Here is a 25,655-nt window from a genome sequence, read left to right as displayed (position 1 = left end):
CCTTCTTTTTTTTATAAACGGCTTGTTTTTTAACACTTTACTCGATTTATCCGATTTTCACTTGAGTCTATTTTGTTAATTTTGTGGATAAAAAAACAGCATTAAGGTAAGATTTGTTTTTTATGATCGTTAGCTTGTGTTGCTACATTTAGTTATCCACACAGCTCGCTTCATCGGTCTTCCCCCGTACTTTTTTGTCCTCTAATTCATTATAAATAAGAGCCTAAGTACTATTTGGAGAGTTTTTCTGTGAGTCATCTTTGGCAGTCTTGCGTAGATCAACTGCGCCTGGAGTTGCCTGAACAGCAATTTAATACATGGATACGTCCTCTACGTGTTGAAGAAACGGGAGCAGGGGCTCTGTTGTTGCTTGCTCCAAATCGTTTTGTTTTGGATTGGGTGAATGATAAGTATCGGGCTCGTATTGAAGACCTTTGCCGCCAGTTAAGCCCCGATCAACCTACCAAGCTTGAGTTTCAAAGCGCTAATACAGCAAGGCCTGCTTTTAAGCCTAATTCTGCGCCCGCGACTTACCCTCAGGCAGCTCAACCACAGCTAGCCCAACACGGCTCAACTCAGTTCAGTTCAGCTCAGCATCGAGCTGAATTGCATAACGAAACATTGCCGGAGTCTGCACAGCATCAAGCGGGGCTTGAGCCTGCTGCAAACCCAGAGCCTTTTGCGAATAATTTCACGCAAGCGAAGGATACGGCCTCGTTTTCTAGTGCTCATGTAGAGCCTCAGCAAATAGAGCCTGAGCCTTCACATCAACCTTCAATAGAGAGGGAGCTGCACGGCGGCCTCGAGCTTGCCACTCCTAATCCTCGCGTTAGCCGAGAAGATTTAGAAGGCGGCATGGCACACAAGAGTAATCTTAATAAGGATTTTATCTTTGAGAGTTTTGTTGCGGGTAAGTCGAACCAGCTTGCCGTAGCGGCAGCGACTCAGGTTGCGGAAAATCCAGGTGGTGCCTATAACCCCCTCTTTATTTATGGCGGGGTTGGTTTAGGTAAGACCCACTTAATGCATTCAGTTGGAAACGCATTAAAGGCGAGAAATAAAGACGCCCATGTTGTTTATCTGCATTCTGAGCGTTTTGTTGCTGACATGGTCAAGGCTTTACAGTTAAACGCTATTAATGACTTTAAGCGTTTTTATCGTTCTGTCGATGCCTTACTGATTGATGATATCCAGTTCTTTGGCGGAAAAGAAAGAAGCCAAGAAGAATTCTTTCATACCTTTAATGCTTTGCTTGAGGGCGGTCAGCAAATTATTGTTACTTGCGACAAATACCCTAAAGAAATCAAAGGCTTAGAAGAGCGCTTAAAAAGCCGCTTTGGCTGGGGCCTGACAGTGGCAATTGAGCCTCCTGAGTTAGAAACTCGAGTAGCGATTCTTATGCGCAAAGCAGAGCAGGCGAAGATGGACTTGCCCCATGACGCAGCTTTCTTTATTGCTCAGCGTATTCGTTCTAATGTTCGTGAATTAGAAGGTGCTTTAAAGCGTGTTATTGCCAACGCTCAGTTTACCCAGCGCGCTATTAGTGTAGAGCTTGTGCGCGAGGCCTTAAAAGACCTTCTTGCGCTACAAGATCGCTTAGTCAGTATTGATAATATTCAAAGAATCGTTGCTGAATACTATAAAATCAAAGTTTCTGATTTACACAGTAAGCGCCGAAGCCGTTCAGTAGCAAGGCCACGCCAAGTTGCCATGTATCTTGCTAAAGAGCTTACAAACCACAGCCTGCCAGAGATTGGAGAAACCTTTGGTGGGCGAGATCATACGACTGTATTACACGCATGCCGCAAGATTAAAGAATTAATCGACAGTGATGCTGATATACATGAAGATGTTAAAAATTTACTGCGAACCTTAACGACCTAAGGGAAAAACAATGAAGTTTTCGGTACAAAGAGAAGCAATTTTAAAACCCCTATTAATGGTCGGCGGAGTGGTTGAGCGACGCCACACATTACCGGTTTTGGCTAACATTCTTATTAATGTCCAAGATAATCAACTTAGCCTTACCGGTACTGATCTCGAAGTTGAGATTGTGGCTCGTCTTTCACTGGATGCCGAAAGTGAAAGTGGTGACATCACCGTTCCCGCTAAAAAGTTTATCGATATCTGCCGTGCCTTACCTGAAGGCTCAAGAATTGATTTTGTTCTTGATGATCAGAAAGTCATATTAAAAAGCGGTAAAAGTCGTTTTACTTTAAGTACTTTGTCAGCCACTGAGTTCCCTGCAGTAGAAGAGGGGGCTATGGATCACCGTTTCCAATGCACGCAAGACGTTATAAAAGGGCTGATCGATAAGACTGGTTTTGCCATGGCTCAGCAAGACGTGCGTTATTATCTTAATGGCATGCTCTGGGAGCTAGAGGGTGATAGCTTGCGCGTTGTTGCTACAGATGGTCATCGCCTTGCTTTGGCCACTAAGCATGTTGAAGGTATGGATATTCCTGCTTTGGTTCAATCTATTTTGCCTCGTAAAGGAGTTATTGAACTAAGTCGTTTGGTTGGCGATGGTGAGGAGTCTGTTGAAATTGCGCTGGGTAAAAACCATATCCGTGCTAAGACTTCTAGCTTCACTTTCACATCTAAGCTCGTCGAAGGTAAGTTCCCTAACTATGGTCAGGTCATTCCCAAAGGTGGTGATAAGATCGTGATCGGCGATAGGCTTGAATTCAAGCAGGCCTTTAGTCGTACAGCTATTCTCTCTAATGAGAAGTATCGTGGTGTTCGCCTGTTGGTTGAAAACAACCAAATCACCTTGGTTGCGAATAACCCTGAGCAAGAAGAGGCTGAAGATCACGTAGCTGTTGATTATGTGGGAGATACCTTAGAGGTTGGTTTTAATATTAGTTACCTACTTGATGTGGCTAATGTGCTCAATTCTGAAAAGGTAAAAATCACCCTAAGTGATGCTAATAGCTCTGCACTTATTCAAGATGCTGAAGACGATACGGCTTCTTATGTTGTTATGCCGATGCGCCTTTAAGTTATAACTTCGCTTTTAAAGCCCGCTTCTGCGGGCTTTTTAGTATTTTGAGTAAGTTAAACTCTGTCCATATCTCTTCCTTACGCAACCTCACTGAGGTTGGCCTTCACTTGCACCCCTCGTTTAATTTCTTTTATGGAGACAATGGCGCAGGTAAGACCTCCTTATTGGAGGCCTTGTATCTACTTTGTAACAATCGCTCCTTTCGCAGTAGTAAATTAAGTTACACCATTCAGAATGGCGCAGCGCAAAGTGTTTTGTTCGCCTCCTTTACTTATGGTGAGCAAGGTGGTGATGGTGATGAGCAGCATAAGCTAGGAATACAAAGAAGAAGAGGTGCCGCATTAGAGCTAAAGCTTGATGGTGAACCTCTGGCTAGTACAGCTCAACTGGCTAAATTGCTTCCTTGTTTGGCTTTAGACCCAAGTAGTTTTGATTTGTTGGATGCCAGCCCTTCTGGTCGCAGGGCCTTACTTGATTGGTTGGTGTTTCACGTGAAACATGAGTTTTATCCTGCGTGGAAGGCTTATCAACGCTGTCTAAAACAAAGGAATATGCTGCTTCGACGTGATAAACTAGAGGATTCGGAGTTGGATTATTGGGATGCTCTGCTAGTCGAGCAGGCCTTGATTCTAGAGCGTTGCCGTTATGAAGTTAGGCATGACATAGCCGAAGCTTTAAAGCAGCTACTAAGCGCTTCTGAAGCCCCTCTATCCGAATTAAGTCTTGAGTATAAAAGTGGATGGCCCAGTTTAGATAATGCCATGTTTAAAGAGCCTTCTAAACTGCACACAGTCTTACTCGATGCTTTACGTTCACATAGAACAAGAGATTTAAAACAGGGTTTTACCGGTATCGGCAGCCATAAGTTTGATCTTTTATTTCGTGTGGCTAAACAACCTGCCGCTGAGCTACTAAGCCGAGGGCAAAAGAAGACATGTATAGTTTGTCTATTCTTAGCGCTTGGTACTTGTTACAGAAGGGCAGAGCATACCCAGTCATCACCAATTTACTTATTGGATGACTTGGCTTCTGAGTTAGATCAGGAGCATTTGTCCTATTTGTTAGGGCGATTAAACGAACAACGAGCACAGTGTTTTATTAGTACTGTGCAGAAACAGAGCTACGATGCTCTGAGCGTGATACCTGAGAGTTCATGGTTTCACGTGAAACATGGAACGATAACCGCGGAAGAATAACGAATGACTGAAGAAAACAGCCCTAACGACTACGATAGCTCGAGTATTAAGGTTCTTAAAGGCCTAGATGCTGTTCGTAAACGTCCTGGCATGTATATCGGTGACACTGATGATGGCACTGGCTTACACCATATGGTGTTTGAAATTGTTGATAACAGTATTGATGAAGCCTTAGCTGGCCATTGTTCTGAAATTCGTGTGGTTATTCACCCAGATGAAAGTGTCAGTGTGAGCGATAACGGTCGCGGTATTCCCACTGAAATGCATGATGAAGGTGTCAGTGCCGCAGAAGTTATTATGACTGTGCTTCACGCTGGCGGTAAGTTTGATGACAACACTTACAAGGTCAGTGGTGGTTTGCATGGCGTAGGTGTGAGTGTTGTAAACGCTTTGTCACGTAAACTTAAGCTAACTATTCGCCGTGGCGGTAAAGTATGGCAGCAGATCTATCATCATGGTGTGCCACAAGAGCCTCTTAAAGTGATCGGTGAGACTGAGAGCAGTGGCACAGAGCTTCATTTTGAGCCCTCAGAAGATACATTTACCAATATTAAATTCCACTATGATCAACTAGCTAAGCGCTTACGTGAATTGAGTTTTTTGAACTCTGGAGTCCGTATTGTTCTTGCTGATGAGCGCAGTGGTAAAGAGGAAGCCTTTGAGTATGAAGGTGGTTTACGTGCTTTTGTTGAGCATTTGAATACTAATAAAACGCCTCTTAACCAAGTTTTCCACTTTACGACTCAGCGTGAAGAAGACGGAGTAGGGGTTGAGGTAGCCTTACAGTGGAATGATTCTTATCAAGAGAATATCTTTTGTTATACCAATAACATTCCTCAGCGAGATGGTGGTACTCACCTAGCTGGTTTTCGAGCTGCACTTACGCGTTGTTTAAATACCTATATTGATAAAGAAGGTATTTCTAAAAAGGAAAAGGTTTCTACAACCGGTGATGATGCGCGTGAAGGTTTGACCGCTATTGTTTCGGTTAAAGTTCCTGATCCTAAGTTCTCTTCTCAGACTAAAGATAAGCTCGTTAGCTCGGAAGTAAAGTCTGCTGTAGAGCAAGAAATGGGAGCGTCCTTAGCTGACCACCTTATGGAAAACCCTCAAGAAGCTAAAGCCATTGTGGGTAAGATGCTAGAGGCCGCTAAGGCGCGTGAGGCTGCGCGTAAAGCTCGCGAAATGACACGCCGTAAAGGAGCCCTAGATATTGCAGGACTTCCAGGAAAGCTCGCAGATTGCCAAGAGAAAGATCCAGCGCTTTCAGAGATTTACCTAGTGGAGGGTGACTCCGCTGGTGGTTCAGCTAAGCAAGGTCGAGCGCGTAAGACACAAGCTATTCTCCCTTTGAAAGGAAAGATTCTAAACGTAGAAAAAGCGCGTTTTGATAAGATGTTAAGCTCTGCCGAAGTGGGTACGCTTATTACCGCTTTAGGGTGTGGTATTGGGGCTGAGGAATTTAACCCAGACAAATTGCGTTATCACAGCATTATTATCATGACGGATGCTGATGTCGACGGTAGTCATATTCGTACTCTATTGTTGACCTTCTTCTTCCGCCAAATGCGCGAGTTAGTAGAGCGAGGTCATATCTTCATTGCTCAACCGCCTTTGTACAAAATATCTAAAGGCAAGCAGGAGCAGTATCTAAAAGATGATGATGCGCTATTAGAGTTCTTAACTAATGCAGCGATTGAGACATCCAGCTTGCATACCAGTGTTGATGCACCAGCATTACCTGGTGCTCAGTTTGAAGCACTTGTTATTGAGTACCGAAGTATTGAAGCAATTATTTCTAAGCTCAGTGTGCTTTACCCTGAGCTTGCCTTAGGCCAGCTATTAGGCTTGCCAGTGCTTGAAGCTGATAAGCTAGTAGATATTACAGCCGTCTCTGCATGGGCTGAACAGTTACAACAGGCTATGGATGCGAATAATACGCGCCCAAGTAGCCATCGATATAGCGTTTCTGCCGAAGAAAACAAGGAAACGCACCAGTTCGAAGTTATTATTAACGAGCTTGCTCACGGCATTGAGAACAGTTACAAACTGAGCAGTGATTTCTTTGAAAGTAGCGACTACAGTAAAGTTGCTGAGCTAAATAACAAGCTGCAAGGCTTGATAGAAGAGGGCGCTCACGTAGCTAAAGGTGAGCGCACTCAAGAAGTCAGCAGCTTTGCTGAAGCCCTAGAGTGGATTATGAGAGAAAGCCGCAAAGGCTACATGATTCAGCGCTATAAAGGGCTAGGGGAGATGAACCCAGAGCAGTTGTGGGATACCACAATGAACCCTGAAACACGCCGTATGCTACGTGTTGATATTGAAGATGCAATTGCTGCCGACCAGATTTTCTCAACCCTGATGGGGGATCAAGTAGAACCACGTCGCGATTTCATTGAAACAAATGCCCTGAATGTTGCTAATCTGGACGTATAGAGTATAAAAACAGGATCCGATCAAAGGAGTACATATATGAAGAAGTCTTTATTGGGCTTAGCTTTACTTGCTACAGCTACTACTTTTGCAATTCAGGCTCAGGCCGATACACGTTCAGGCTTCTATGCTGGCGGTGCTTTTTCTATGGCTGATACAGGCCTAGATGATGCTAACGGTTCTGACCTAGATTTCACCATGCTTGAGATTAGTGGTGGTTATAAATACAACTCTTGGTTAGGTGTCGAAGCTCGTATAGGCACTGGTGTGAATGGAAATGAAGATTCAAACTATGACTACAGTATTGGCCACTATGAATCGATTTATTGGCGCCCTGAAACCCAAAATGAAATAGCTAAACTATATGGCTTACTTGGCTATACCAATCTATCTTTAGACGCTGAGAATCGCCTTACAGGCGAGTCAGTAGACTCTCAAAGTTATAGCGGTTTAAGTTTGGGGGCAGGTGTTGGTTTTGCAGTTGGTGAGCGAAGCAACGTTAATCTAGAGTATAAGAATATTGTTAAAGATGATGATATCGATTTCAGAGGTTTTTCTATCGGTTACGACTACCGCTTTTAATTCTCTGTAGATTGAATGAATATAAAAAGCCGGCAATAGCCGGCTTTTATTTATGTTGCGTTGAAAGTGAGCACTAACTATAGTTTGCCCTCAACAATATCGGTAAGTGTTGCCTCTATCCATTGCTCAACGTTTTGAGTAATTGTTTTACTGTCATTCTTTGAACAGTCAATAAGATCACCAATAACAACCGTTATGCATCCTGGTTTCTTAATAAAGCTGCTTCCATCTCCCCAGTAGCGCCCAGCATCATGGCAAACAGGTATTATTTGTTTGTTGGCCGCCTTAGCAATATCAGCACCGCTACGCGCGTATTTAACTCGCTTACCAAAAGGGACACGCGTACCCTCCGGAAATAATATCAAGTTAGTATCGTCTTTGAGCCGAGCTAAACCTTGAGCTTTTACCTGTTTAAGAGCTTCACGCGGATTACTGCGATCAATGGCGATAGGGCGTAGAGCTGCAAGCCCCCAACCAAAAAAGGGAAGCTTTAGTAATTCTTGTTTGAGTACAGTTGAGGCTGGCCAAAATAAACCTTGAAGAAAAAAAGTCTCCCAAGCACATTGATGCTTTGAAAGAACAAGCACAGACTCATTAATGTCTTTTAACTTTTCTTTGCCAATAATACGCCATGAAATACCACAGGTGATACGAGCCCACCAAATGATGACATAGGTCCAGCTAATAATAATGGCGTGACATTGACGAGGCGGCAGTAAACGTAAGGGTAAACTCAAAGCTCCATAAAGAGTGGTAAAAATAAAGTAGCCAAGAGTAAAAAGAAGGGAGCGTAAAAATAAAATGGCATGTTTCACAATAAGCGTCCAAAAAATAAGGGCGCCATTGGCGCCCAGCAGAACTAGCGTTTAACAGCTAATAAACTAATATCTGCAACTTCTAAAAAGCGCTGACGTAAAATGTTGAGCAAGCTTAAGCGGTTGAGCTTCAGCTTTTCGTCATCACACATCACCATCACTTGATCAAAAAAAGCATCAACACTGTTGCGCAAGCTACTTAATGTTGCCAAGGCATCTTGGTAAGCACTGTCTGCAAGCTCAGACTCTACTTTAGATTTTAAGTCCGTAAGAGCAGCATGTAGGTCTATTTCGGCTTGCTCTTGTAATAGCTCGCTATCAACAGTTGTTGGTGCGTCACTATCAAGTTTCGCAAGAATATTGGCAACACGCTTATTGGCGGCAGCTAAGGCTTCTGCGTCATCACCCTTACTAAACTCGCTAACAGCTAATACGCGACGATGAATATCCAAAGGAACGCTTAGGTCTTTTACACTGACTGCTTGGAATACTTCTGCCGCAATACCTGCTTCTTCATACCAAGCTTTAAAGCGTTCGATAATATAATTCTGAACCTCAGTTACAACGGCTTGTTGGTCTGTAATATTGTTGAACTGTTTTGCTGCTTGTTCTAATAAGGCCTTTAAATCTAAGCTGAATTCCAGCTCAACCAATAAGCGCAAAACTGCAACAGAGGCACGACGAAGTGCAAATGGATCTTTTGAGCCCGTTGGGATTTGGCCAATACCAAAAATACCTACAATGGTATCAATGCGATCTGCGAGCGCAACGATTGCAGCTGTGTTAGTACTTGGTAGTTTATCACCCGCAAATTTGGGCAAATAATGTTCGTTAATAGCTGTAGCGACTTCTTGGTTTTCAGCATCGTTTAATGCGTAGTGATAACCAGCGATACCTTGTAGCTCTGGAAACTCATAAACCATGGCGCTGACTAAATCGCTCTTACAAAGCTCTGCTGCGCGAACCGCATCGTTAGATTCAAGTTTTAATTGCTTGGCTATAAAAATACTTAAATGCTTAATGCGCTCAGTTTTATCAAAAATGCTGCCAAGCTTGGCTTGGAAAACAACAGTCTTTAATTTTTCTCTGCGTGACTCTAAGCTGCTTTTCTTATCTGTTTCAAAAAAGAAAGCTGCATCAGCTAAGCGAGGGCGAATAACTTTTTCGTTGCCTTGTTTTATTGCTGAATAGTCGTCACTTTCAATGTTAGATATCGTAATAAAATAAGGCAGTAGTTCATTATTATCATTTACGACATGAAAATACTTTTGATGCTCTTTCATTGAACTAATAAGCGCTTCTGCTGGAACTTGCAAAAACTCTTTATCAAAAGAGCCGCTTAAAGCAACTGGCCATTCAACTAAACCTGTGACTTCATCTAGTAGATCGCTATCAATAACAGCTGTTCCGTTGATCTCTACAGCAACCTCTTGAACTTGCTGCTGAATCATAGAGCGTCGAGCATTGAAATCGGCAACAACTTTACCCTGTTCTAATAGGGCGTTTTGATAGCTATTAACATCAGCTAGTTCAATTTTAGCCTGACCAAGGAAGCGATGACCGCGTGTAATACGACCCGCCTGTGCACCTAATAAATTGCAATCGACAATGTCACTGTCTTTTAAGAAAACAAGCCATTGAACAGGGCGTACAAACTCTGTGCGGCTTGCCCCCCAGCGCATACGCTTGGCAATAGGCAACTCGGCTAAAGCTTTTTCAATAATCGTTGGCAATAGGGCATCGGTAAGCTCACCCCCTTTTTTTACTTTGCATAGAAGTTTGTCAACTTTACCATCAGAGGCAACTGTAATATCTTCAATAGCAACACCGTTGCGCTGGCAGAAAGCCAGAGCCGCTTTGGTAGGTTTGCCTTCAGCATCAAAGCCAACTTTAGCTGGAGGGCCAAACTGTTCTAACTCTGTAATAGGCGTTTGTTCATCTAAGCCTTTAATAATAAAAGCAAGCCGACGCGGGCTTGCAAAAGGTTCAAAGCTTTCAAAATGTAAACCTAAAACCTTTAAACCTTGTTCTACACCCTTGCATAGAGCTTGGCTCAAAGTGCTTAGTGATTTGGGTGGCAGCTCTTCAGTGCCTAATTCAAATAGATAATTACTGCTCATCTTAGGCGTCCTTTGTTTCTGCTTGGTGGCGAGTGATGACTTCGTCGCGAAGGGCTTCGTCAGCTAGGGGGAAGCCGAGTTTTAAACGAGCATCAAAATAGGCTTGAGCGACACTGCGCGCCAATGTGCGTACGCGTAAAATAAATCGTTGACGTTCAGTGACGGAAATTGCGCTACGTGCATCCAATAGGTTGAAGCTGTGGCTAGCTTTAATAACTAGCTCATAAGCTGGTAAAGGTAAGCCCAATTCAATGAGACGTTGTGCTTCGCTTTCATATTTGTCAAAACTCGTAAACAAAAACTCTGTGTCAGCGTGCTCAAAGTTATAGGCAGACATTTCAACTTCGTTTTGATGGAAGACATCACCATAGCTTACCGCTTTACCATCAGGGCCAATGGTCCAAACCAAGTCGTAAATGGAGTCAACGTTTTGCAAATACATTGCAATACGTTCAAGTCCGTAGGTGATTTCACCTGTTACCGGGTAGCATTCAATACCACCTACTTGTTGGAAATAGGTAAACTGAGTGACTTCCATGCCGTCTAACCACACTTCCCAGCCTAGACCCCAAGCACCAAGAGTAGGGCTTTCCCAGTTATCCTCTACAAAGCGAATATCGTGTTTGAGCGGGTCGAGACCAAGGTGTTTCAAGCTGTTTAGATATAGCTCTTGGATATTGCTAGGCGAAGGTTTGAGTACAACCTGGAATTGGTAATAGTGTTGTAGACGGTTAGGGTTTTCACCGTAGCGGCCATCGGTAGGGCGTCGGCATGGCTGAACGTAAGCGCTGCTCCAGTTTTCAGGGCCAATAGCTCTCAAGAACGTTGCTGAGTGAAAAGTACCGGCACCGACTTCAAGGTCTACGGGTTGCAGTACAACACAGCCTTGTTCGGCCCAATATTTTTGCAGGGCAAGAATTAAACCCTGAAAGGTGCTTACGTCTACGTCAGACACTGTATTACCTATCTAAAATGTTTGTAGTGGTAGCGCACTAGAAGTGAGTACTAACTATTATCCAGTGAAGGATGCTGCGCCGACAAAGGGCGCAATTATAGCCCTTTCAAACAAGAACCGTCACGGTCGAAGCTAGGCTTTAAGAGCGAAGATTAAAAATAAGTGTTTGAATCGAGAACTTGGCGCTTTTCTGGCAAACTAAGCGTCTGAATTTTTCTAGGGAAGACTTGTGGCTTCATCACCGTTTATTCGTAAATGTAGTTTTGCTGGCTTGCAGCTTTTAGGATCTTTGCCTTTGTTTGTTGCAAGGGGCTTGGGTTCATTTTTTGGTGCTACGGCTTGGCTTATAAATGGCCGAGAGCGCTGGGTTACCGAAAAAAATATAGAGCGATGTTTACCCAACTTAAGTAAAGAAGAACAGCGAAAACTAGCTAAGCAAAGCCTTAAAGAAACAGGCAAGGTTGCTCTAGAGATGCTGCTTGTATGGCATAGAAATCAAGCTTGGCTCAATAAGCGGGTATTAAAAATTGATGGCGAAGAGTTATTAAAAAATGCTGTAGAAGCTGCTAAAGGTGTCATTGTTGTTGGCCCTCATCTTGGGAACTGGGAAGTACTTGGTAAGTGTCTACCGGCTTATGGTGATGTGAGTAGTTTGTATCAGCCCCCTAAACAACAATGGTTGGAAGACTTTGTTAAGCACAGTCGGGAAGCAAGCGGTGCGCAGCTGGTACCTACCACTGCTCGTGGTGTGGCAGCTTTGTTAGGACGTTTAAAAAAAGGTCAGATAAGCGGTATTTTACCTGATCAAGTACCTGATGAAGGCAGTGGTGAATACGCCCCCTTTTTTACACTGCCTGCTTATACGATGAGCTTGATCCATGGCTTAATTAAACGCACTGGCTGTGAAATCATTATGGCCTATGCCTGCCGAGTAGATGGCGGTTTTGAAATTCGTTTACGCAAACCCGATGAGCTTATTTACAGTGAAGATCAGCAAGAGAGCTTAGTTGGCTTAAATAAAAGTGTCGAAGCTTTAGTACTTGAGTGTCCAGAGCAATACCAGTGGGAGTATAAGCGTTTTAAAAAGCAGCCTGTTGGAGGTGAAGGTAAAGCATTTTACAGGCGCTAGCTTATAGCTCTCTTTAGCTAGCGTCGCCAAAACATTGGTGAAAATAACACCAAAAGCGTAAACACTTCTAAACGACCTAATAACATAGCAAAACATAACAGCCATTTTGCTGAATCACTAATAGAGCCGTAATGTGCACTTACATCCGCAAGGCCTGGGCCTAAGTTGTTAATGCTCGCACCAACTGCGCTAAAGGCTGTGAGAAAGTCCATGCCGGTGGCAAGTAATAACAAGCACAAGATTATGTATGCCAGTACATACATGGAGAAAAAGCCCCAAACAGCATCTATTACTCGATCTGATACAATTTTTTTACCAATCTTTACAGGCACAATAGCGTTGGTATGAATCAGCCTGTGAATCTCTCGCGCGCCTTGTTTGATAATCAATAAGATTCGGATCATCTTAATGCCGCCACCTGTGGAACCGGCACAGCCACCCATAAAGGCAAATAAGAAAATAAACATCGGCAAAAAAGTTGGCCAAGCACTGAAGTCAGCCACACCAAATCCGGTAGTGGTTAATATTGATATGAGCTCAAAGCTGCCATAAAGAGCCGCTGTTTCGAGTTCATAAGTACCACTGTGCCAAAGGTAGGTCACGGTTACGATGAGACCAAAAGTAATCATTCCCATGTAGAATCGTGATTCGGGGTCGAAAAAATAATGACTGATACTTTTGGCTCGCCAAGCAAAAAAGTGCAGCGCAAAGTTAATACCGGCAAGCACCATAAAGACCATTGAAACAATTAAAATAGCGGGGCTATCAAAAAAAGCCATGCTCTGGTCGTGAGTAGAAAACCCCCCAATAGCAACGGTTGAAAAAGCGTGACCAATGGCATCAAACATGGTCATACCCGCAAGCCAGTATGCTGTTGCACAAGCGATCGTTAAGCTTAAATAAATTAAAAATAAGGCCTTAGCTGTTTCAGTTATTCTAGGGGTTAACTTACTATCTTTCACTGGACCTGGAGTTTCAGCCCTGTATAGCTGCATGCCACCGATGCCAAGCATGGGTAAAATAGCTACCGCAATAACAATAATACCAATGCCACCAAGCCACTGTAATTGCTGCCGATAATATAAAATTGCCTTAGGTAAAGAATCGATATTAGTAAGAATAGTTGCGCCAGTTGTGGTTAAACCACTGATACTTTCAAACATGGCATCAACGATACTTAAGGATGGGGAGTCAGCAAGAATAAAGGGCAAAGCCCCAAAACTACCCAGTACCAGCCAAAATAATGCTGTAACTAAAAAACCATCACGAGTGCGCAGATCTTTTCGTTCTCTATAAACAGGCATCCACGCAGCAAGGCCGGTTGCAAAACTAATGGCAAAACTAATAAAAAAGCTAACGTGGGTGCCATCTGCGTAATAAAGTGAAACAAAAGCGGGTGGCAGTAGAGTTAGGCTAAACAGCATTAATAATATGCCGAGAATTTTTGAAATAACTGCGTAGTACATTTCTGCCAGCCTAAATGAATCAGAAAAAAGTAAAACCGACTTGGAAAAGTCGTTCTATGTCTCGGGTATAGCGTTTGTCGACCACAAAGACGATAACGTGATCACCGCTGAGAATAATGAGATCGTCATGAGCAATAAGTACTTCTTGAAGGGTCTCGTCTTTATCTTGGTATTCTCGAACAATCGCACCGATCATTGCTCCTTCAGGAAGATCGATATCCTCAATGGCTTTACCAACTACTTTGGAATTCTTCTCATCCCCGTGGGCGACAACTTCAATGGCTTCTGCAGCACCTCGGCGGAGGCTGTGAACATTAACAATATCACCACGTCTGACGTGTGTGAGTAATGTACCAATGGTGACCTGCTGAGGTGAGACGGTAATGTCAATGTCGCTAAATTGAACCAAGTCGACATAGGCATGTTTATTGATCAGAGTTATTACCTTATGAGCACCAAGCTTTTTAGCTAGCATCGAGCTCATAATATTGGCTTCATCACTATTAGTTACACAAAGGAAAACATCGGTATCTTCAATGTTTTCTGCTGTGAGTAATTCCTGATCGGAAGCATTACCTTTTAGAACAACGGTATTGTTAAGGTTTTCAGCGAGGTAGTCGCAGCGTGCGGCATTATTATCAATAATCTTAACGGAATATTGCGTTTCGAGTTGCCTAGCTAGACGCATACCAATATTACCGCCACCTGCAATAATAATACGTTTATAAGGGCGGTCTGCACGTCTAAATTCGCTTACTACGGTGCGAATATCTTCTTTTGCTGCAATAAAAAAGACTTCATCATCAGCTTCAATAACTGTATTACCGCTGGCGAGCAGGGCGCGATTTTTTCTATAAATGGCCGCTACTCGAGTATCAATATTAGGAATATGCTGGCGTATGTAGCGTAATTCTTGGCCAACTAAAGGGCCGCCAAAATAAGCGCGTACGGCAACCAGCTGGACAACGCCTTTTGCAAAATCCATCACTTGTAAGGCGCCAGGCTGCTTTACTAAGCGACTTATATGATCACTAACAAGTTGCTCTGGGCTAATAATGACATCAACTGGCATTGCGTTGTCACCATAGAGGCCTTCATAGCTTGCGTATTCGGGGGCCCGTATTCGAGCAATTTTCGTCGGGGTTCTAAAAAGGCTGTGGGCGATTTGGCAAGCGAGCATATTAATTTCATCAATACCCGTTACTGCAATCAGCATGTCAGCATCTTCAATACCGGCCTGCATTAATACTTCAGGGTGAGAGGCGTGACCGTTTACAACACCAATATCAATGCGATCGAGTAAAGAGCGCAAACGACCGTCTTCGCTATCGATAACGGTAATGTCATTGGCTTCACTACTCAGGTGTGTGGCTAGGGTACCGCCAACGCGTCCTGCCCCGAGAATAATGATTTTCATCCTGCTCTAGATCTCCTGATCTTTTATTAAACAAGCATAATAAAAGCCGTCATGGGCTCCCTTAGTGGGAAAGAGTTGTCGACCAAAGCTGCGTTTTTCACCCCAAGTAGCATTTATCTCGAGATGCTTTGCGTCTTTTTGTGTTTGCAAAAATTGAGCTATTTGCTGTTCGTTTTCACGCTTAAAAATAGAACAGGTCGCATAAAGCAAAATACCACCTGGTTTTAAACATTGCCAAAGTTGCTTTAATAATTGTTCTTGCAGAGAGCTAAGTTGCGCAGGGTCATCGCTGCGGCGCAGTCGTTTAATATCTGGGTGACGACGAATAATGCCGCTGGCGCTACAAGGCGCATCCAATAAAATTCGATCAAAGGGTTGTTTATCCCACCACTGATTTAAATTGGCGGCATCGGCTACTTGAATTGTTGCTCTTTGCTGTAGTTTTAGGCGCTCGAAGTTTTGCTGCATACGCTCAGCGCGCTTAGCATCTATTTCCAGACTCACTAGCTGTTTGAGTTCGGGTTGCTGCTCAAGAATATGTGTGCTTTTACCGCCGGGGGCGGCACAGGCGTCAAGTACTCGTTGACCGGCTTCAAGCTGTAATAATGAAGCACTCAGTTGAGCGGCTTCATCTTGCACGCTAAAGCAGCCGTCTTTAAAGCAATCTAGCTCGAATACCTTTGGTGATGAGCTGATGATACCGACATTACTATAGGACGTAGGCTGACAGTCAATATCGCTTTTGCTTAACAGCTCTTGAAGCTGCTCTCGGTTTTGGCGTAGTGTATTCGTGCGCAAAGTCAGAGGGGCTTGTTCTGCCATGGCTGCGACAATAGTTGGCCATGTTTTAGGCCAGTCTTGCTTGAGAGTTTCAAGCAACCACTGTGGGCAGTTGTGCTGGGCTTCGTCGGAATTGGCAGTTTTGTTAAGTATGTTGTCGCGTTCTCTAACAAAGTTGCGCAGTACCGCATTAACTAAATTTTTTGCCCAAGGTTTTTTTAGCTTTACCGCTGCTTGTACGGTTTCGCTAATAGCTGCGTGATCCGGTGTTCGCATCAATTCAAGCTGATAAATACCAAGCAAAATAAGAGCTTTAACATCGCTGTCTTTATTTTTTAGCTTTTTGCTTAGCAGTTGCTGGCTAATAAAATCCAGCCACTCATAGTGTCGTAAACAGCCATAAACAAGAGTGTGGAACAGGGCTCTATCTTGAGCGGGGATTTTTTCAGCTGCGTCATCAAAATGGCTTTGTAAGGACGCTTCTTCTTTGAGTATTGGGCTTAATGTTTTAGCCGCTGCTGCGCGAACATTCATATTAAGAGTCAAACTCGTTGGCGGGTAATTTGAAACCCAGGCCATTTAGCCAGTCTTGGCTTGGCATTGCTTTTTTCCCCGGTGCTTGCACGGTGATCAGCTCTAAGCTGCCTTTACCGCATTGCACAAATAAGCTTTGGCCTTGTAACTTAAGCTCACCGGGGCGTTTAGCAACTGTTTCAGCGCTTGGTTTGGCTTTGTGAATCTTAAAGCGCTGCCCTGCTAATTCACTGTAACAAACAGGGAAGGGGACAAAAGCGCGTATACGTCTATCGATAAGCTGGGCATCTTCTTGCCAGCTAATCTGCGCTTCAGATTTTTCAATCTTGGCGGCGTAATTACTCAAGCTATCATCTTGTGCTTCGCTATTGAGTGTCTTAGTTTCGATAGCATTTATTGTCTCAAGTAAGGCTTGAGGGCCGATGTCGGCGAGTTTGTCATGCAAAGAGGCGCTGGTCTCTGTTGCTGATATTGAGCAAGTCTTTTTAAGCAGCATGGCGCCGGTATCTAAACCTTCGTCCATTTGCATAATTGTGACACCGCTCTCATGGTCTCCGGCTTCGATTGCTCTTTGTATAGGCGCTGCACCTCGCCATCTAGGCAGGATAGAACCGTGCACATTAAGGCAGCCGAAGCGTGGGCTATCAAGTACTGCTTGTGGCAAGATCAAGCCGTAAGCAACGACAACCATCAGGTCTGCATCAAAGTTGTTTAGTTCTTGTTGAGCATCTTCTGTTTTAAGGCTTAGAGGTTGTAATACAGGTATCTCATGTTGCAAAGCTAGCTGCTTCACTGGGCTGGCTGTTAGTTTTTTACCACGACCTGCAGGTCGGTCGGGTTGGCTGTAAACGGCAACAATGTTGTGCTCGCTTTTTATAAGAGCGTCTAAGTGACGCTCTGCAAAAACGGGTGTGCCAGCAAAAATGATATTGAGAGCCATGCTCTACCTTAACCGCGAGCGCGGTGCTGTTTTTCTAGTTTTTTGCGAATACGTTGGCGCTTAATGTTGGAGATGTAATCAACAAACAACTTACCATTAAGATGATCTATTTCGTGCTGAATACATACCGCTAATAGACCCTCTGGTTCGATGCTGAACTCTTTGCCATCTCGGTCTAAGGCGCTAACACGTACACGCTCTGGGCGAGTGACTTCTTCGTAGAAGCCAGGCACAGAAAGGCAGCCTTCTTCATAGCTGTACTCGGTTTTATCGAGTACTTCTACACTGGGGTTAATAAAAACCAGCGGCTCGTTCTTTTCTTCACTAACATCAATAACAATGACGCGCTTGTGAACGTTAATTTGGGTAGCAGCTAGGCCGACACCGGGAGCTTCGTACATGGTTTCAAACATATCGTCGATTAGCTTACGAATGCTGTCATCTACGGTCTTGACCTCGGTCGCGACGGTACGAAGTTGGGGATTTGGAAATTCTAATATCTCTAATAGTGCCATTACGTGACAAACTTCTAGTTCTTACCTAAGTTTCCCAGCTAACATTATGATGGAGAAGGGTTTATACTGAATTTTCGTAAGCGATTCAGTGCCTAGCTCCGTTAATACTCCGCGATGCGGTATTAGCTGAGGGCTTTAGTCATTGGGCTCAGGGAAAATTGGGTTCAGAACACAGTATACCGATTTCTGACTACGCCGCCGAATACTATGGGACATTAAGTAATGAGAAAGTATCTAACAGGAATGATAGCTGCACTGGCCTTGAGTGGGGCTTTGAGTGCGGAAGAGCCTCAGTGGCAGAACGATATGCCAACAACGCATGTTGTTGTAAAGGGCGATACCTTGTGGGATATCTCGGAAAGCTTCTTAAAAAATCCGTGGCTTTGGCCTGAGATTTGGCATGTGAATGCCCAGATTAAAAATCCTCACCTCATTTATCCTGGTGATGCTATTCGCCTTATTTATGTTGATGGCAAAAAGCGTTTAACACTGGATACCTCTGGTCGTATATATAAGCTTGAGCCTAAAGCTCATGTCATCAGCGCTGGTGAAGCGATTGAGACCATCCCTCTAGATGAAATTAATAGTTTCTTATCTCGCAGCCGAGTAGTAGGCAAAGAAGAGTTAGAAATGTCGCCTTATGTTATCAGTGGGGCACAAGAACACTTGGTTGTAGGCGCTGGTGACCGTGCTTATGTTCGCGGTGAGGTTGAAGGTGAGCGCTCAGGTTATGGTGTTTATCGCCAAGGTGAAGTTTACATGGACCCTGTCACCGATGAATTCTTAGGGGTTCAAGCAATAGATATTGGTTCTGGTGTTATCGAGAATGTTGAAGGTGAGATTTCAACGATGCTGGTGACCCGCACCACAGAAGAAATGCGTATTGGTGATCGACTTCTGCGTGAAGAAGAGCGCTCCATTGAATCCACATTTTTCCCTTCGTCTCCCGATGTTGATATTGAAGGTGAAATTCTTGCTGTTGAAGGTGGTGTTAGTACCGTTGGTAAGTTAGACATTGTTGTCATTAACCGAGGCCAGCGTGAAGAAATGAAAACCGGTGATGTATTAGCCATCTACAAGCGTGGCTCTTATATCAAAGATCGAGTCACTGGCGGCAAGGTAAAACTACCTGATGAACGTGCTGGTTTGATCATGGTATTCCGTACTTTTGAGAAGGTCAGTATGGCTTTAGTACTTGATGCTGACCAAGGTATACGAGTTGAGGACATTGTTCGCAACCCGTAGCTATAAATAGCTAAACAAGCCACAAGGATGTGGCTTTGATCTCTAAATCAAGGATGGTTTATGAGCGATCTACTACGCCAAGCACTGGCTTTACACCTTCTCCCCTCTATTGGCCCTGGCACATTCTCTAAGTTGTGGCAGCATTGGCCAAGCTACGTTTCCATTTTTTCTGCCTCTGAAAAGGACTTAGCTAAGATCTTAAGCCAAGAGGCCTTAAGCTTATTTAATCAGTTTAAACTTGCTAAGGGGGACTTAGCCTCGCAGGTTGAAAAGGAGCTGGCCCTATGCGAACAACATGATATTGAAGTCGTTCATATGGAGCATAAACATTATCCTGCGCTCTTAAAACAAAGCCCTTGTCCACCTTCTTTACTCTATATTCGCGGAAATGTAGAGGCTCTGAGTTTGCCTCAAATTGCCATTGTCGGCGCACGAAAGGCGAGTCCAACGGCGTGTGAATTAGCAGCTGAATTTGCAGCTCAGTTGGCGAGTTCGGGATTTGTGGTGACCAGTGGCCTTGCTCTGGGTATTGATGGTCAAGCCCATCAAGGCGCTTTATATGCGGCCTCAAAACCGAGCGGCTTAGCGCAAGGAGCGGCAACGATTGCTGTACTGGGATCTGGTTTGTTGAGTATCTATCCTCAGCGCCATAGACTACTTGCTGAAAATATTGTTCAGCAGGGCGGTGCTCTTGTGAGTGAGTTGGCGCTTACTAAAAAAGCTATGAGTTACCACTTTCCTCAGCGTAATCGCATTATCGTTGGCCTTAGTGTAGCAACCTTGGTGATTGAGGCCGCGTTAAAAAGTGGCTCATTGATCAGTGCTCGTTTGGCTTTAGAGCAAGATAGAGAGGTCTTTGCTGTACCCGGTTCCGTTAGAAATGAAAATAGTCGGGGCTGCCATGCTTTGATAAAACAAGGAGCGGCATTGGTTGAGTCTGCCCAAGATGTGATTGATGCTTTAGCTCATTGGCAGGCTTGGTTTCAGCAGCAGCTTTTTAATACAGACAAGGGAGGCAAGGAGAGCGAGAATGGCCTAGATCAATTAAAAGGGCTTGAGCTTAGAGTGTTAGAAAGCATAGGTTGGGAGTCAACCAGCTTTGATTTGATTAGGCATCGAGGCGATTTAAGTATCAGTGAGCTGAGCCGGATACTCTTAGAGCTTGAACTAGCTGGTCATATTGAAAATCTTGGGCTTGGTTATGTTCGCCTTTAGGGCTTGAGTTTTTTTAGCTTATTGCGTAATTTCTCGCCCTAAACTCACCAAGCATAGTTAGTTATGACTAAAGTCGTTCTCAATAAGAGTTAGGGCTTTGCTTGCTAGAATTGGAGCCATTGTCTTTTGAACTACCTAGCTAACCCCAGAATTCGACATTGCGCTCGAGTTATTCGTGCCGGTGGTGTTGTGTCATACCCAACTGAAGGGGTCTGGGGTTTAGGTTGTGATCCTGAGAACCAGCACGCTGTAGAAACTATTTTGAAACTCAAAAGTAGGCCTGTACACAAAGGTCTGATTTTGATTTCAGGTAGAGCAGAGGATTTCTCTTTTTTGCTCAAGGATGCTGATGTCTCTATACAAAAACGAGTTATTAGCCCAACTGATGTGGCAACAACTTGGCTCGTGGAACACAAGGGGCGAGTCCCCAATTTTATAAGCGGAGATAGTAATCTAGTCGCTATCCGTATTAGTTCTCATCCTGTTGTGTCCGCATTAAGTGCTCTTGCCGGGGGAGCCATTGTGTCGACTTCAGCTAATCCTGCGGGCTTACCTTCGGCTTTAAACAGTACCAAGGTAAGGCATTATTTTCGCAATCAAGCCATATGTATTAGCCCTGGAGCTATCGCAGCAAATCGAGGGGCTTCGCGTATAATCAATGCCGCTAGTGGCGAGCGTCTTCGCTAATACAACTATTTTCCTCTATGAAGGTCCCTTATGAGCCAACCCGATAAACACGCGGTACTGCGTTATCTACGCCGTTTACAAGATGATATTTGTAAAGCCTTAGAAACGGTTGATGGTCAGGCTCGTTTTATAAAAGACAGCTGGCAGAGAGAAGAAGGCGGTGGCGGTGAATCGCGAGTTATCAGTGACGGTGCTGTATTTGAAAAAGGTGGGGTTAACTTTAGTCATGTAATGGGCGCTTCCATGCCACGCTCTGCAACCGCTCATAGACCCGAGCTCGAAGGTTGTCGTTTTGAGGCCATGGGGGTTTCTTTAGTTCTTCACCCGCACAATCCTAAAGTGCCAACGAGTCATGCTAACGTAAGGTTTTTTATTGCTGAAAAAGACGGAGCTGAACCTGTTTGGTGGTTTGGTGGAGGTTATGACCTTACTCCGTATTACGGTAACGATGAAGATTGTATTCACTGGCATAAGACTGCAAAAACAGCACTTAATGACTTTGGCGAAGGCCTTTATCAAAAGTATAAGCGTTGGTGCGATGATTATTTTTACCTAAAACACAGGCAAGAACCTAGAGGCGTCGGAGGTTTGTTTTTTGACGATTTAAACGAGCTTGGTTTTGATGATTCGTTTCGCTTAATGCAGGCTGTTGGTGACAGTTTTTGTGAGGCCTATGTGCCTATTGTTGAGCGCCGCAGACATGATGAGTACAGTCAAAAGCAAAGAGAGTTTCAGCTTTATCGCCGTGGCCGTTACGTAGAATTTAATCTTGTTTATGATAGAGGCACCTTATTTGGTTTGCAGTCTGGCGGCCGCACAGAAAGCATCTTAATGAGTATGCCCCCTCTAGTTCGCTGGGATTATAACTGGCATCCGGAAGAGGGCAGCGAAGAACACAAATTATATAGTGACTATTTAATACATAAAGAGTGGGTTTAATGGATAAATATTTAGTTGTTGGTAATCCTATTGCGCATAGTAAAAGCCCTGAAATTCACCAGCAGTTTGCCGATCAAACTGGGCAAAAGCTTAATTACGATAAATTACTATTAGAAGAAAGTGATTTTGACCAAGCAGTAAAAAGTTTTGCCAGCGTAGGTGGTAAAGGTATGAATGTAACCGTACCTTTTAAAGAGAAAGCCTTTGCTTTGGCCGATAACTTGAGTGAGCGGGCTCAGTTGGCAGAAGCTGTAAATACCTTGATTATGAATGATGACGGTACTATTACCGGTGATAATACTGATGGTGCCGGCTTGGTATTTGATATCAGCACGCGCTTAGAGTGGGTAATTAAAAATAAACGCATTTTGGTCTTGGGAGCTGGTGGTGCTGTTAAAGGTGTTTTATTACCTTTACTGAAAGAAGGTCCTCAAAGTATCACGATTGCCAACAGAACTGTAAGCAAGGCAGAAGCACTTGCAGAGCGTTTTTCAGCCTATGGAAATATCGAAGCTAGCTCATTTATGGCTTTAGAAAAACAAGCTGCATTTGATCTGATTATTAATGCGACCTCAGCGGGTTTAAGTGGTGAGATGCCAATATTGCCTGATAATATTATTGGCACTGGAACAGCGGTTTATGACATGGTGTATGCCAAAGAAGATACAGCGTGCATGCGCTGGGCTCGTCAGCTAGGCTGTCAGCATATTGCCGATGGTTTAGGTATGTTAGTTGGGCAAGCAGCAGAAAGTTTTCGTTTATGGCGGGGCCAGATGCCTGATGTTGCACCTGTATTTGAAGCGATGAAGGCAGAATCTTAGTCACTTTTATAAAAGCCCCCTTTTAATAAGATTTAACAAGGGGCTTTTTTATAATTAAAAATCAGGCTCGTTTGTCGTCTGCGACTTGCCGACCTAGGTTGGTATAAAACCAGCCCACAATTAACAACATGGCTAAAGCAAACCATTGCGCCGCATAAACTCTGTGTCGAGCGGGGTTTAAAGTCAGTTCATTAGGTGCAGGTATAAAGGCGCTGTTTTGGTCGCTATTGAGTACCAACATGGTTGGTACGATGGTTTTTCCGAGTTGCGCACTCATTTTTTTCATATCAATATCGTTGATATATTTAGGCCATGTACTTTGATTTTTTTCTTGGCTTTGAAAGTTTGTTGTTTCAACAGGAATATCTATGTATCCCATTAGCTTTAAAGACATTGTTGGTGTTTGAAAAGGGATGGCCTGACCTTTATTTTCAGCAATCCAGCCTCTATCAACGAGTACAACGGGGCCGTTACCAAGCTGCATAGGCATCAATACATGGAAGCCTTTAGCCCCTTTAATTGTACGACCTTCTTTGAGCCAGTAATAATTGCTCATATAAGAACCAGAAGCTGTAACAGGCTGAAACTGAAGCTGATCTTTGGTTTTTGTATAGAGCTCTGCGAGTACAGAGCTAATGGGCATCGCCTCTTGCCCTTGTTGAATTTGCAACTGAGTCGATAAATACGATTCGACTTTAGCGCGCTCTAGTTGCCAAAATCCTAAACTGATTAATATAGGCAAGAAAAACCCAGCAAAGGCGGTTAATTTCCATTTTATGTTAAAGCCAATTGTTGCTGTCATATATCACCTTTAAGCCTATAAACTGCGTCTTGTGTTTGGGGTTCTTTGAGTGCTTTACAGGCTTATGATGTTGAAAATATGCCTGTCTAAGACACTGTCAAAATAGTTGGAACCTATGCAGTGCCTGTATTTCTAAGCTTAGTCAGAATCTCTTAGCTTTCTATTATTTTGAAGTGAATATTTCTGTTTGTAGAAGCATGTTTATGTCTGTGAAACTTATGACTTGTCTCAAATGGTGATAGGTCGTGCTTGTTAGGCTTGCTTTGAATAGGCAGTCGATAGTAAGACTCAATAAAGTCTTACTTGTAAGCGTTTTAGTTATGGTTTTTAGGTACTTGAGTGTTTTAAGCTATATGGCGCGCTAGTTATTGTTTTAATTAAAATTTGTCATAAGCTTAATTGAAATACCTTACATCAGGAGGAGCTTTTGGCTTATCTTGTTGTCTTACTTTACTCAGGGAAGGCTGAATCACAAGGGAATGCCAGTAACCGTAACTATTTCGGCGTGACATTATGAGTCAAGACTCGATACAAGAGATAAGGCGCATTATCAATGAAGCCCATGCGCGTGATGAAAAGCAGCTTAGCTTAAAGGCTTTTGTGAGTGAGCGCCTGTCTCGTCTTCACCGATCGATCAACCTTCCTGGTGAGCAGAGAGAAGAGTCTTTACAGCAGTTTCTGCAGCAATATGTAGAGCACGTGCCCGCTTTCTTAGATGCTTTGTTGCATGTCGCAGAGCAAGCAAAGCTAGAGGAGTTTGTTGGGGCTCTAATACGTAGTGCACAACAATTCTTTAGTCGTCCACCTGAACTACTCGATGAGCACAGAGGTATTGAGGCTCTAATCGATGAAGCCTATTACGCCCACCGTTTAATGGAAGAGGTTAATGATCGGATACTTCTACAGCACGGCATTCCTTTGACGCCGATGGATATGACTCTTAGCAATATTATTGTGCATAGCTTATTAGGAGATGAATTCTCAAATGAGCTTGATCTAGCTGTGCACTACCACATCGATGTCTTATTTGAAGATACAAAGGTGTTTGAGAGTGATGCTTTTTTGAATTACATCAGCCTTCATAAAACCGATGGTTTTAGAAATATTCTTGAAGATTGGCCTTGCCTAGCGGGTGACTCCGCTATTGAGCTAAAGGTTAGTTACAGCCCTTCCCACTATGCCTTGCATTAGATCGTTCTCTATAAGTAGTGCTTACTTATCGCCAGCATTTACAAAGCGTAGAGGCTGGCTCTCATCTTGTTTGGCTTGCGTAGAACTGCCATCGACAGCCTGTTCTTCGCGGTGCCCACAACTGACGCATTGAAAGACATTAAGGCCGTTTTCTAGCCAGAGCTGAATCTTATCCTCTTGTTTACAGGCCGGGCATACAGCTCCGGCAATAAAACGTTTCTTGTGACTTGCTTTTAGCACTTTTGACCTCGATTCTTGCCTACATGCCTGAGTGGCGGCATAGTACATTTTTAATTAACAAATGTCCCAATCTATGAGTCAAGAAGCCTTAAGCCCCGCAGTGCGTAATTTTGCTGGTAGCAGTCCCCAAATTGAAGCGTCCGTTTTTGTTGATAAAAGCGCCGTTATTATCGGTGATGTTGAAATTGGAGCTGATAGCTCTGTTTGGCCTTGTGCTGTTGTGCGCGGTGATATGCATTATGTTCGTATAGGTGAGCGCGTTAGTGTGCAAGATAACGCTGTGCTTCATATTACTCACGCCAGTGACTATAACCCTGAGGGCCATCCCTTAATCATTGGTGATGACGTAACCATCGGTCACGGTGCTTGTTTACATGGCTGCACAGTCGGTAGTCGAGTGCTTATCGGCATTAATTCGACGGTATTAGATGGTGCTCTTGTGCCTGATGAGGTGGTTGTTGCTGCTGGCGCCTTAGTGCCACCTGGTAAGCAGCTCGAAAGCGGCTATCTATATGTGGGTAGCCCTTGTAAGAAAGCCCGCGCTTTAAGCGAAAAAGAGCTTAGCTTTTTCCGCTATTCGGCGAGTAATTATGTTGAAATAAAAAATAAGTACATGCAAGAGTAATAAG

Annotated in this window: 23 protein-coding genes; 13 read left to right on the top strand and 10 right to left on the bottom strand. The window is 43.8% G+C overall.

What is annotated here, in order from left to right:
* Positions 1 to 249 precede the first annotated feature (249 nt).
* Genes dnaA through AB1S55_RS04065 form a run of 5 tightly spaced genes read left to right on the top strand, consistent with a single transcriptional unit; the run spans position 250 to position 7,215 of the window.
* The gene (dnaA, locus tag AB1S55_RS04085; protein WP_370980517.1) at positions 250 to 1,884 is read left to right on the top strand and encodes a chromosomal replication initiator protein DnaA; all 1,635 of its coding nucleotides are present in this window, start codon (positions 250 to 252) and stop codon (positions 1,882 to 1,884) included.
* 10 nt (positions 1,885 to 1,894) lie between these two features.
* Complete coding sequence (gene dnaN, locus AB1S55_RS04080; RefSeq protein ID WP_370980516.1) at positions 1,895 to 3,001, top strand: DNA polymerase III subunit beta; 1,107 nt, start codon at positions 1,895 to 1,897, stop codon at positions 2,999 to 3,001.
* Between the two features lie 47 nt (positions 3,002 to 3,048).
* Entirely contained in the window at positions 3,049 to 4,200 is a 1,152-nt protein-coding gene (recF, locus tag AB1S55_RS04075) for a DNA replication/repair protein RecF (RefSeq protein ID WP_370980515.1), read from the top strand.
* Positions 4,201 to 4,203: 3 nt separating this feature from the next.
* Positions 4,204 to 6,636, top strand: coding sequence for a DNA topoisomerase (ATP-hydrolyzing) subunit B (gyrB, locus tag AB1S55_RS04070; protein WP_370980514.1), 2,433 nt, complete (start codon positions 4,204 to 4,206; stop codon positions 6,634 to 6,636).
* Positions 6,637 to 6,672: 36 nt separating this feature from the next.
* Positions 6,673 to 7,215 carry a porin family protein gene (locus tag AB1S55_RS04065; protein ID WP_370980513.1) on the top strand — a complete coding sequence of 181 codons (543 nt, stop codon included), beginning with the start codon at positions 6,673 to 6,675 and terminating at the stop codon, positions 7,213 to 7,215.
* A 77-nt stretch (positions 7,216 to 7,292) separates the two neighbouring features.
* Here the strand turns inward: AB1S55_RS04065 and AB1S55_RS04060 are convergent, their stop codons facing one another.
* Genes AB1S55_RS04060 through glyQ form a run of 3 tightly spaced genes read right to left on the bottom strand, consistent with a single transcriptional unit; the run spans position 7,293 to position 11,105 of the window.
* The gene (locus AB1S55_RS04060) at positions 7,293 to 8,030 is read right to left on the bottom strand and encodes a lysophospholipid acyltransferase family protein (protein ID WP_370980512.1); all 738 of its coding nucleotides are present in this window, start codon (positions 8,028 to 8,030) and stop codon (positions 7,293 to 7,295) included.
* Positions 8,031 to 8,074: 44 nt separating this feature from the next.
* Positions 8,075 to 10,150: a glycine--tRNA ligase subunit beta gene (gene glyS / locus AB1S55_RS04055; protein WP_370980511.1), complete on the bottom strand. Its 2,076-nt coding sequence runs from the start codon at positions 10,148 to 10,150 to the stop codon at positions 8,075 to 8,077.
* Between the two features lies 1 nt (position 10,151).
* Positions 10,152 to 11,105 (bottom strand): glycine--tRNA ligase subunit alpha, encoded by a 954-nt coding sequence (gene glyQ, locus AB1S55_RS04050; RefSeq protein WP_370980510.1) that lies wholly within the window; start codon positions 11,103 to 11,105, stop codon positions 10,152 to 10,154.
* A gap of 229 nt (positions 11,106 to 11,334) precedes the next feature.
* Here glyQ and AB1S55_RS04045 point away from each other — a divergent pair, with 229 nt between their 5' ends.
* Positions 11,335 to 12,234, top strand: a complete 900-nt coding sequence (locus AB1S55_RS04045; protein WP_370980509.1) for a lysophospholipid acyltransferase family protein — start codon at positions 11,335 to 11,337, stop codon at positions 12,232 to 12,234.
* A gap of 17 nt (positions 12,235 to 12,251) precedes the next feature.
* On the opposite strand, the gene AB1S55_RS04040 is transcribed toward AB1S55_RS04045, so the two are convergent.
* The 5 genes from AB1S55_RS04040 to def are packed head-to-tail and all read right to left on the bottom strand — an operon-like array spanning position 12,252 to position 17,886.
* The gene (locus AB1S55_RS04040; RefSeq protein ID WP_370980508.1) at positions 12,252 to 13,700 is read right to left on the bottom strand and encodes a TrkH family potassium uptake protein; all 1,449 of its coding nucleotides are present in this window, start codon (positions 13,698 to 13,700) and stop codon (positions 12,252 to 12,254) included.
* Positions 13,701 to 13,719: 19 nt separating this feature from the next.
* A complete protein-coding gene (trkA, locus tag AB1S55_RS04035; protein ID WP_370980507.1) occupies positions 13,720 to 15,117 on the bottom strand; it encodes a Trk system potassium transporter TrkA in 1,398 nt (465 codons plus the stop codon).
* A 6-nt stretch (positions 15,118 to 15,123) separates the two neighbouring features.
* Positions 15,124 to 16,431, bottom strand: a complete 1,308-nt coding sequence (gene rsmB, locus AB1S55_RS04030; RefSeq protein WP_370980506.1) for a 16S rRNA (cytosine(967)-C(5))-methyltransferase RsmB — start codon at positions 16,429 to 16,431, stop codon at positions 15,124 to 15,126.
* Between the two features lies 1 nt (position 16,432).
* The gene (gene fmt, locus AB1S55_RS04025; protein WP_370980505.1) at positions 16,433 to 17,371 is read right to left on the bottom strand and encodes a methionyl-tRNA formyltransferase; all 939 of its coding nucleotides are present in this window, start codon (positions 17,369 to 17,371) and stop codon (positions 16,433 to 16,435) included.
* Between the two features lie 8 nt (positions 17,372 to 17,379).
* Positions 17,380 to 17,886, bottom strand: a complete 507-nt coding sequence (gene def / locus AB1S55_RS04020; RefSeq protein WP_370980504.1) for a peptide deformylase — start codon at positions 17,884 to 17,886, stop codon at positions 17,380 to 17,382.
* A 222-nt stretch (positions 17,887 to 18,108) separates the two neighbouring features.
* Between def and AB1S55_RS04015 the strand changes: the two genes are divergently transcribed.
* The 5 genes from AB1S55_RS04015 (at position 18,109) to aroE (ending at position 22,793) form a co-directional block, all read left to right on the top strand.
* Entirely contained in the window at positions 18,109 to 19,131 is a 1,023-nt protein-coding gene (locus tag AB1S55_RS04015) for a LysM peptidoglycan-binding domain-containing protein (protein ID WP_370980503.1), read from the top strand.
* 60 nt (positions 19,132 to 19,191) lie between these two features.
* On the top strand, positions 19,192 to 20,346 hold the full coding sequence (dprA, locus tag AB1S55_RS04010) for a DNA-processing protein DprA (RefSeq protein ID WP_370980502.1): 1,155 nt from the start codon (positions 19,192 to 19,194) through the stop codon (positions 20,344 to 20,346).
* Positions 20,347 to 20,472: 126 nt separating this feature from the next.
* Positions 20,473 to 21,033, top strand: coding sequence for an L-threonylcarbamoyladenylate synthase (locus AB1S55_RS04005; RefSeq protein ID WP_370980501.1), 561 nt, complete (start codon positions 20,473 to 20,475; stop codon positions 21,031 to 21,033).
* A 30-nt stretch (positions 21,034 to 21,063) separates the two neighbouring features.
* Positions 21,064 to 21,972, top strand: coding sequence for an oxygen-dependent coproporphyrinogen oxidase (gene hemF / locus AB1S55_RS04000; protein ID WP_370980500.1), 909 nt, complete (start codon positions 21,064 to 21,066; stop codon positions 21,970 to 21,972).
* On the top strand, positions 21,972 to 22,793 hold the full coding sequence (aroE, locus tag AB1S55_RS03995; protein WP_370980499.1) for a shikimate dehydrogenase: 822 nt from the start codon (positions 21,972 to 21,974) through the stop codon (positions 22,791 to 22,793). The genes hemF and aroE overlap by 1 nt, the downstream gene beginning before the upstream one ends.
* Before the next feature lie 61 nt (positions 22,794 to 22,854).
* Here aroE and AB1S55_RS03990 read toward each other — a convergent pair whose 3' ends face one another.
* Positions 22,855 to 23,595 carry an SURF1 family protein gene (locus AB1S55_RS03990; RefSeq protein WP_370980498.1) on the bottom strand — a complete coding sequence of 247 codons (741 nt, stop codon included), beginning with the start codon at positions 23,593 to 23,595 and terminating at the stop codon, positions 22,855 to 22,857.
* Positions 23,596 to 24,108: 513 nt separating this feature from the next.
* Between AB1S55_RS03990 and AB1S55_RS03985 the strand changes: the two genes are divergently transcribed.
* Entirely contained in the window at positions 24,109 to 24,786 is a 678-nt protein-coding gene (locus AB1S55_RS03985; RefSeq protein WP_370980497.1) for a hypothetical protein, read from the top strand.
* 21 nt (positions 24,787 to 24,807) lie between these two features.
* Here AB1S55_RS03985 and AB1S55_RS03980 read toward each other — a convergent pair whose 3' ends face one another.
* Complete coding sequence (locus AB1S55_RS03980) at positions 24,808 to 25,026, bottom strand: YheV family putative zinc ribbon protein (protein WP_370980496.1); 219 nt, start codon at positions 25,024 to 25,026, stop codon at positions 24,808 to 24,810.
* Between the two features lie 73 nt (positions 25,027 to 25,099).
* On the opposite strand from AB1S55_RS03980, the gene AB1S55_RS03975 reads away from it, so the two are divergent.
* On the top strand, positions 25,100 to 25,651 hold the full coding sequence (locus AB1S55_RS03975) for a gamma carbonic anhydrase family protein (protein WP_370980495.1): 552 nt from the start codon (positions 25,100 to 25,102) through the stop codon (positions 25,649 to 25,651).
* Positions 25,652 to 25,655: the final 4 nt, after the last annotated feature.

The sequence above is a fragment of the Agaribacterium sp. ZY112 genome (assembly GCF_041346925.1).
Classification (GTDB): Bacteria; Pseudomonadota; Gammaproteobacteria; order Pseudomonadales; family Cellvibrionaceae; genus Agaribacterium.
Note: the sequence above shows the minus strand (reverse complement) of the source record. Positions and strands in the feature narration are given on the sequence as shown.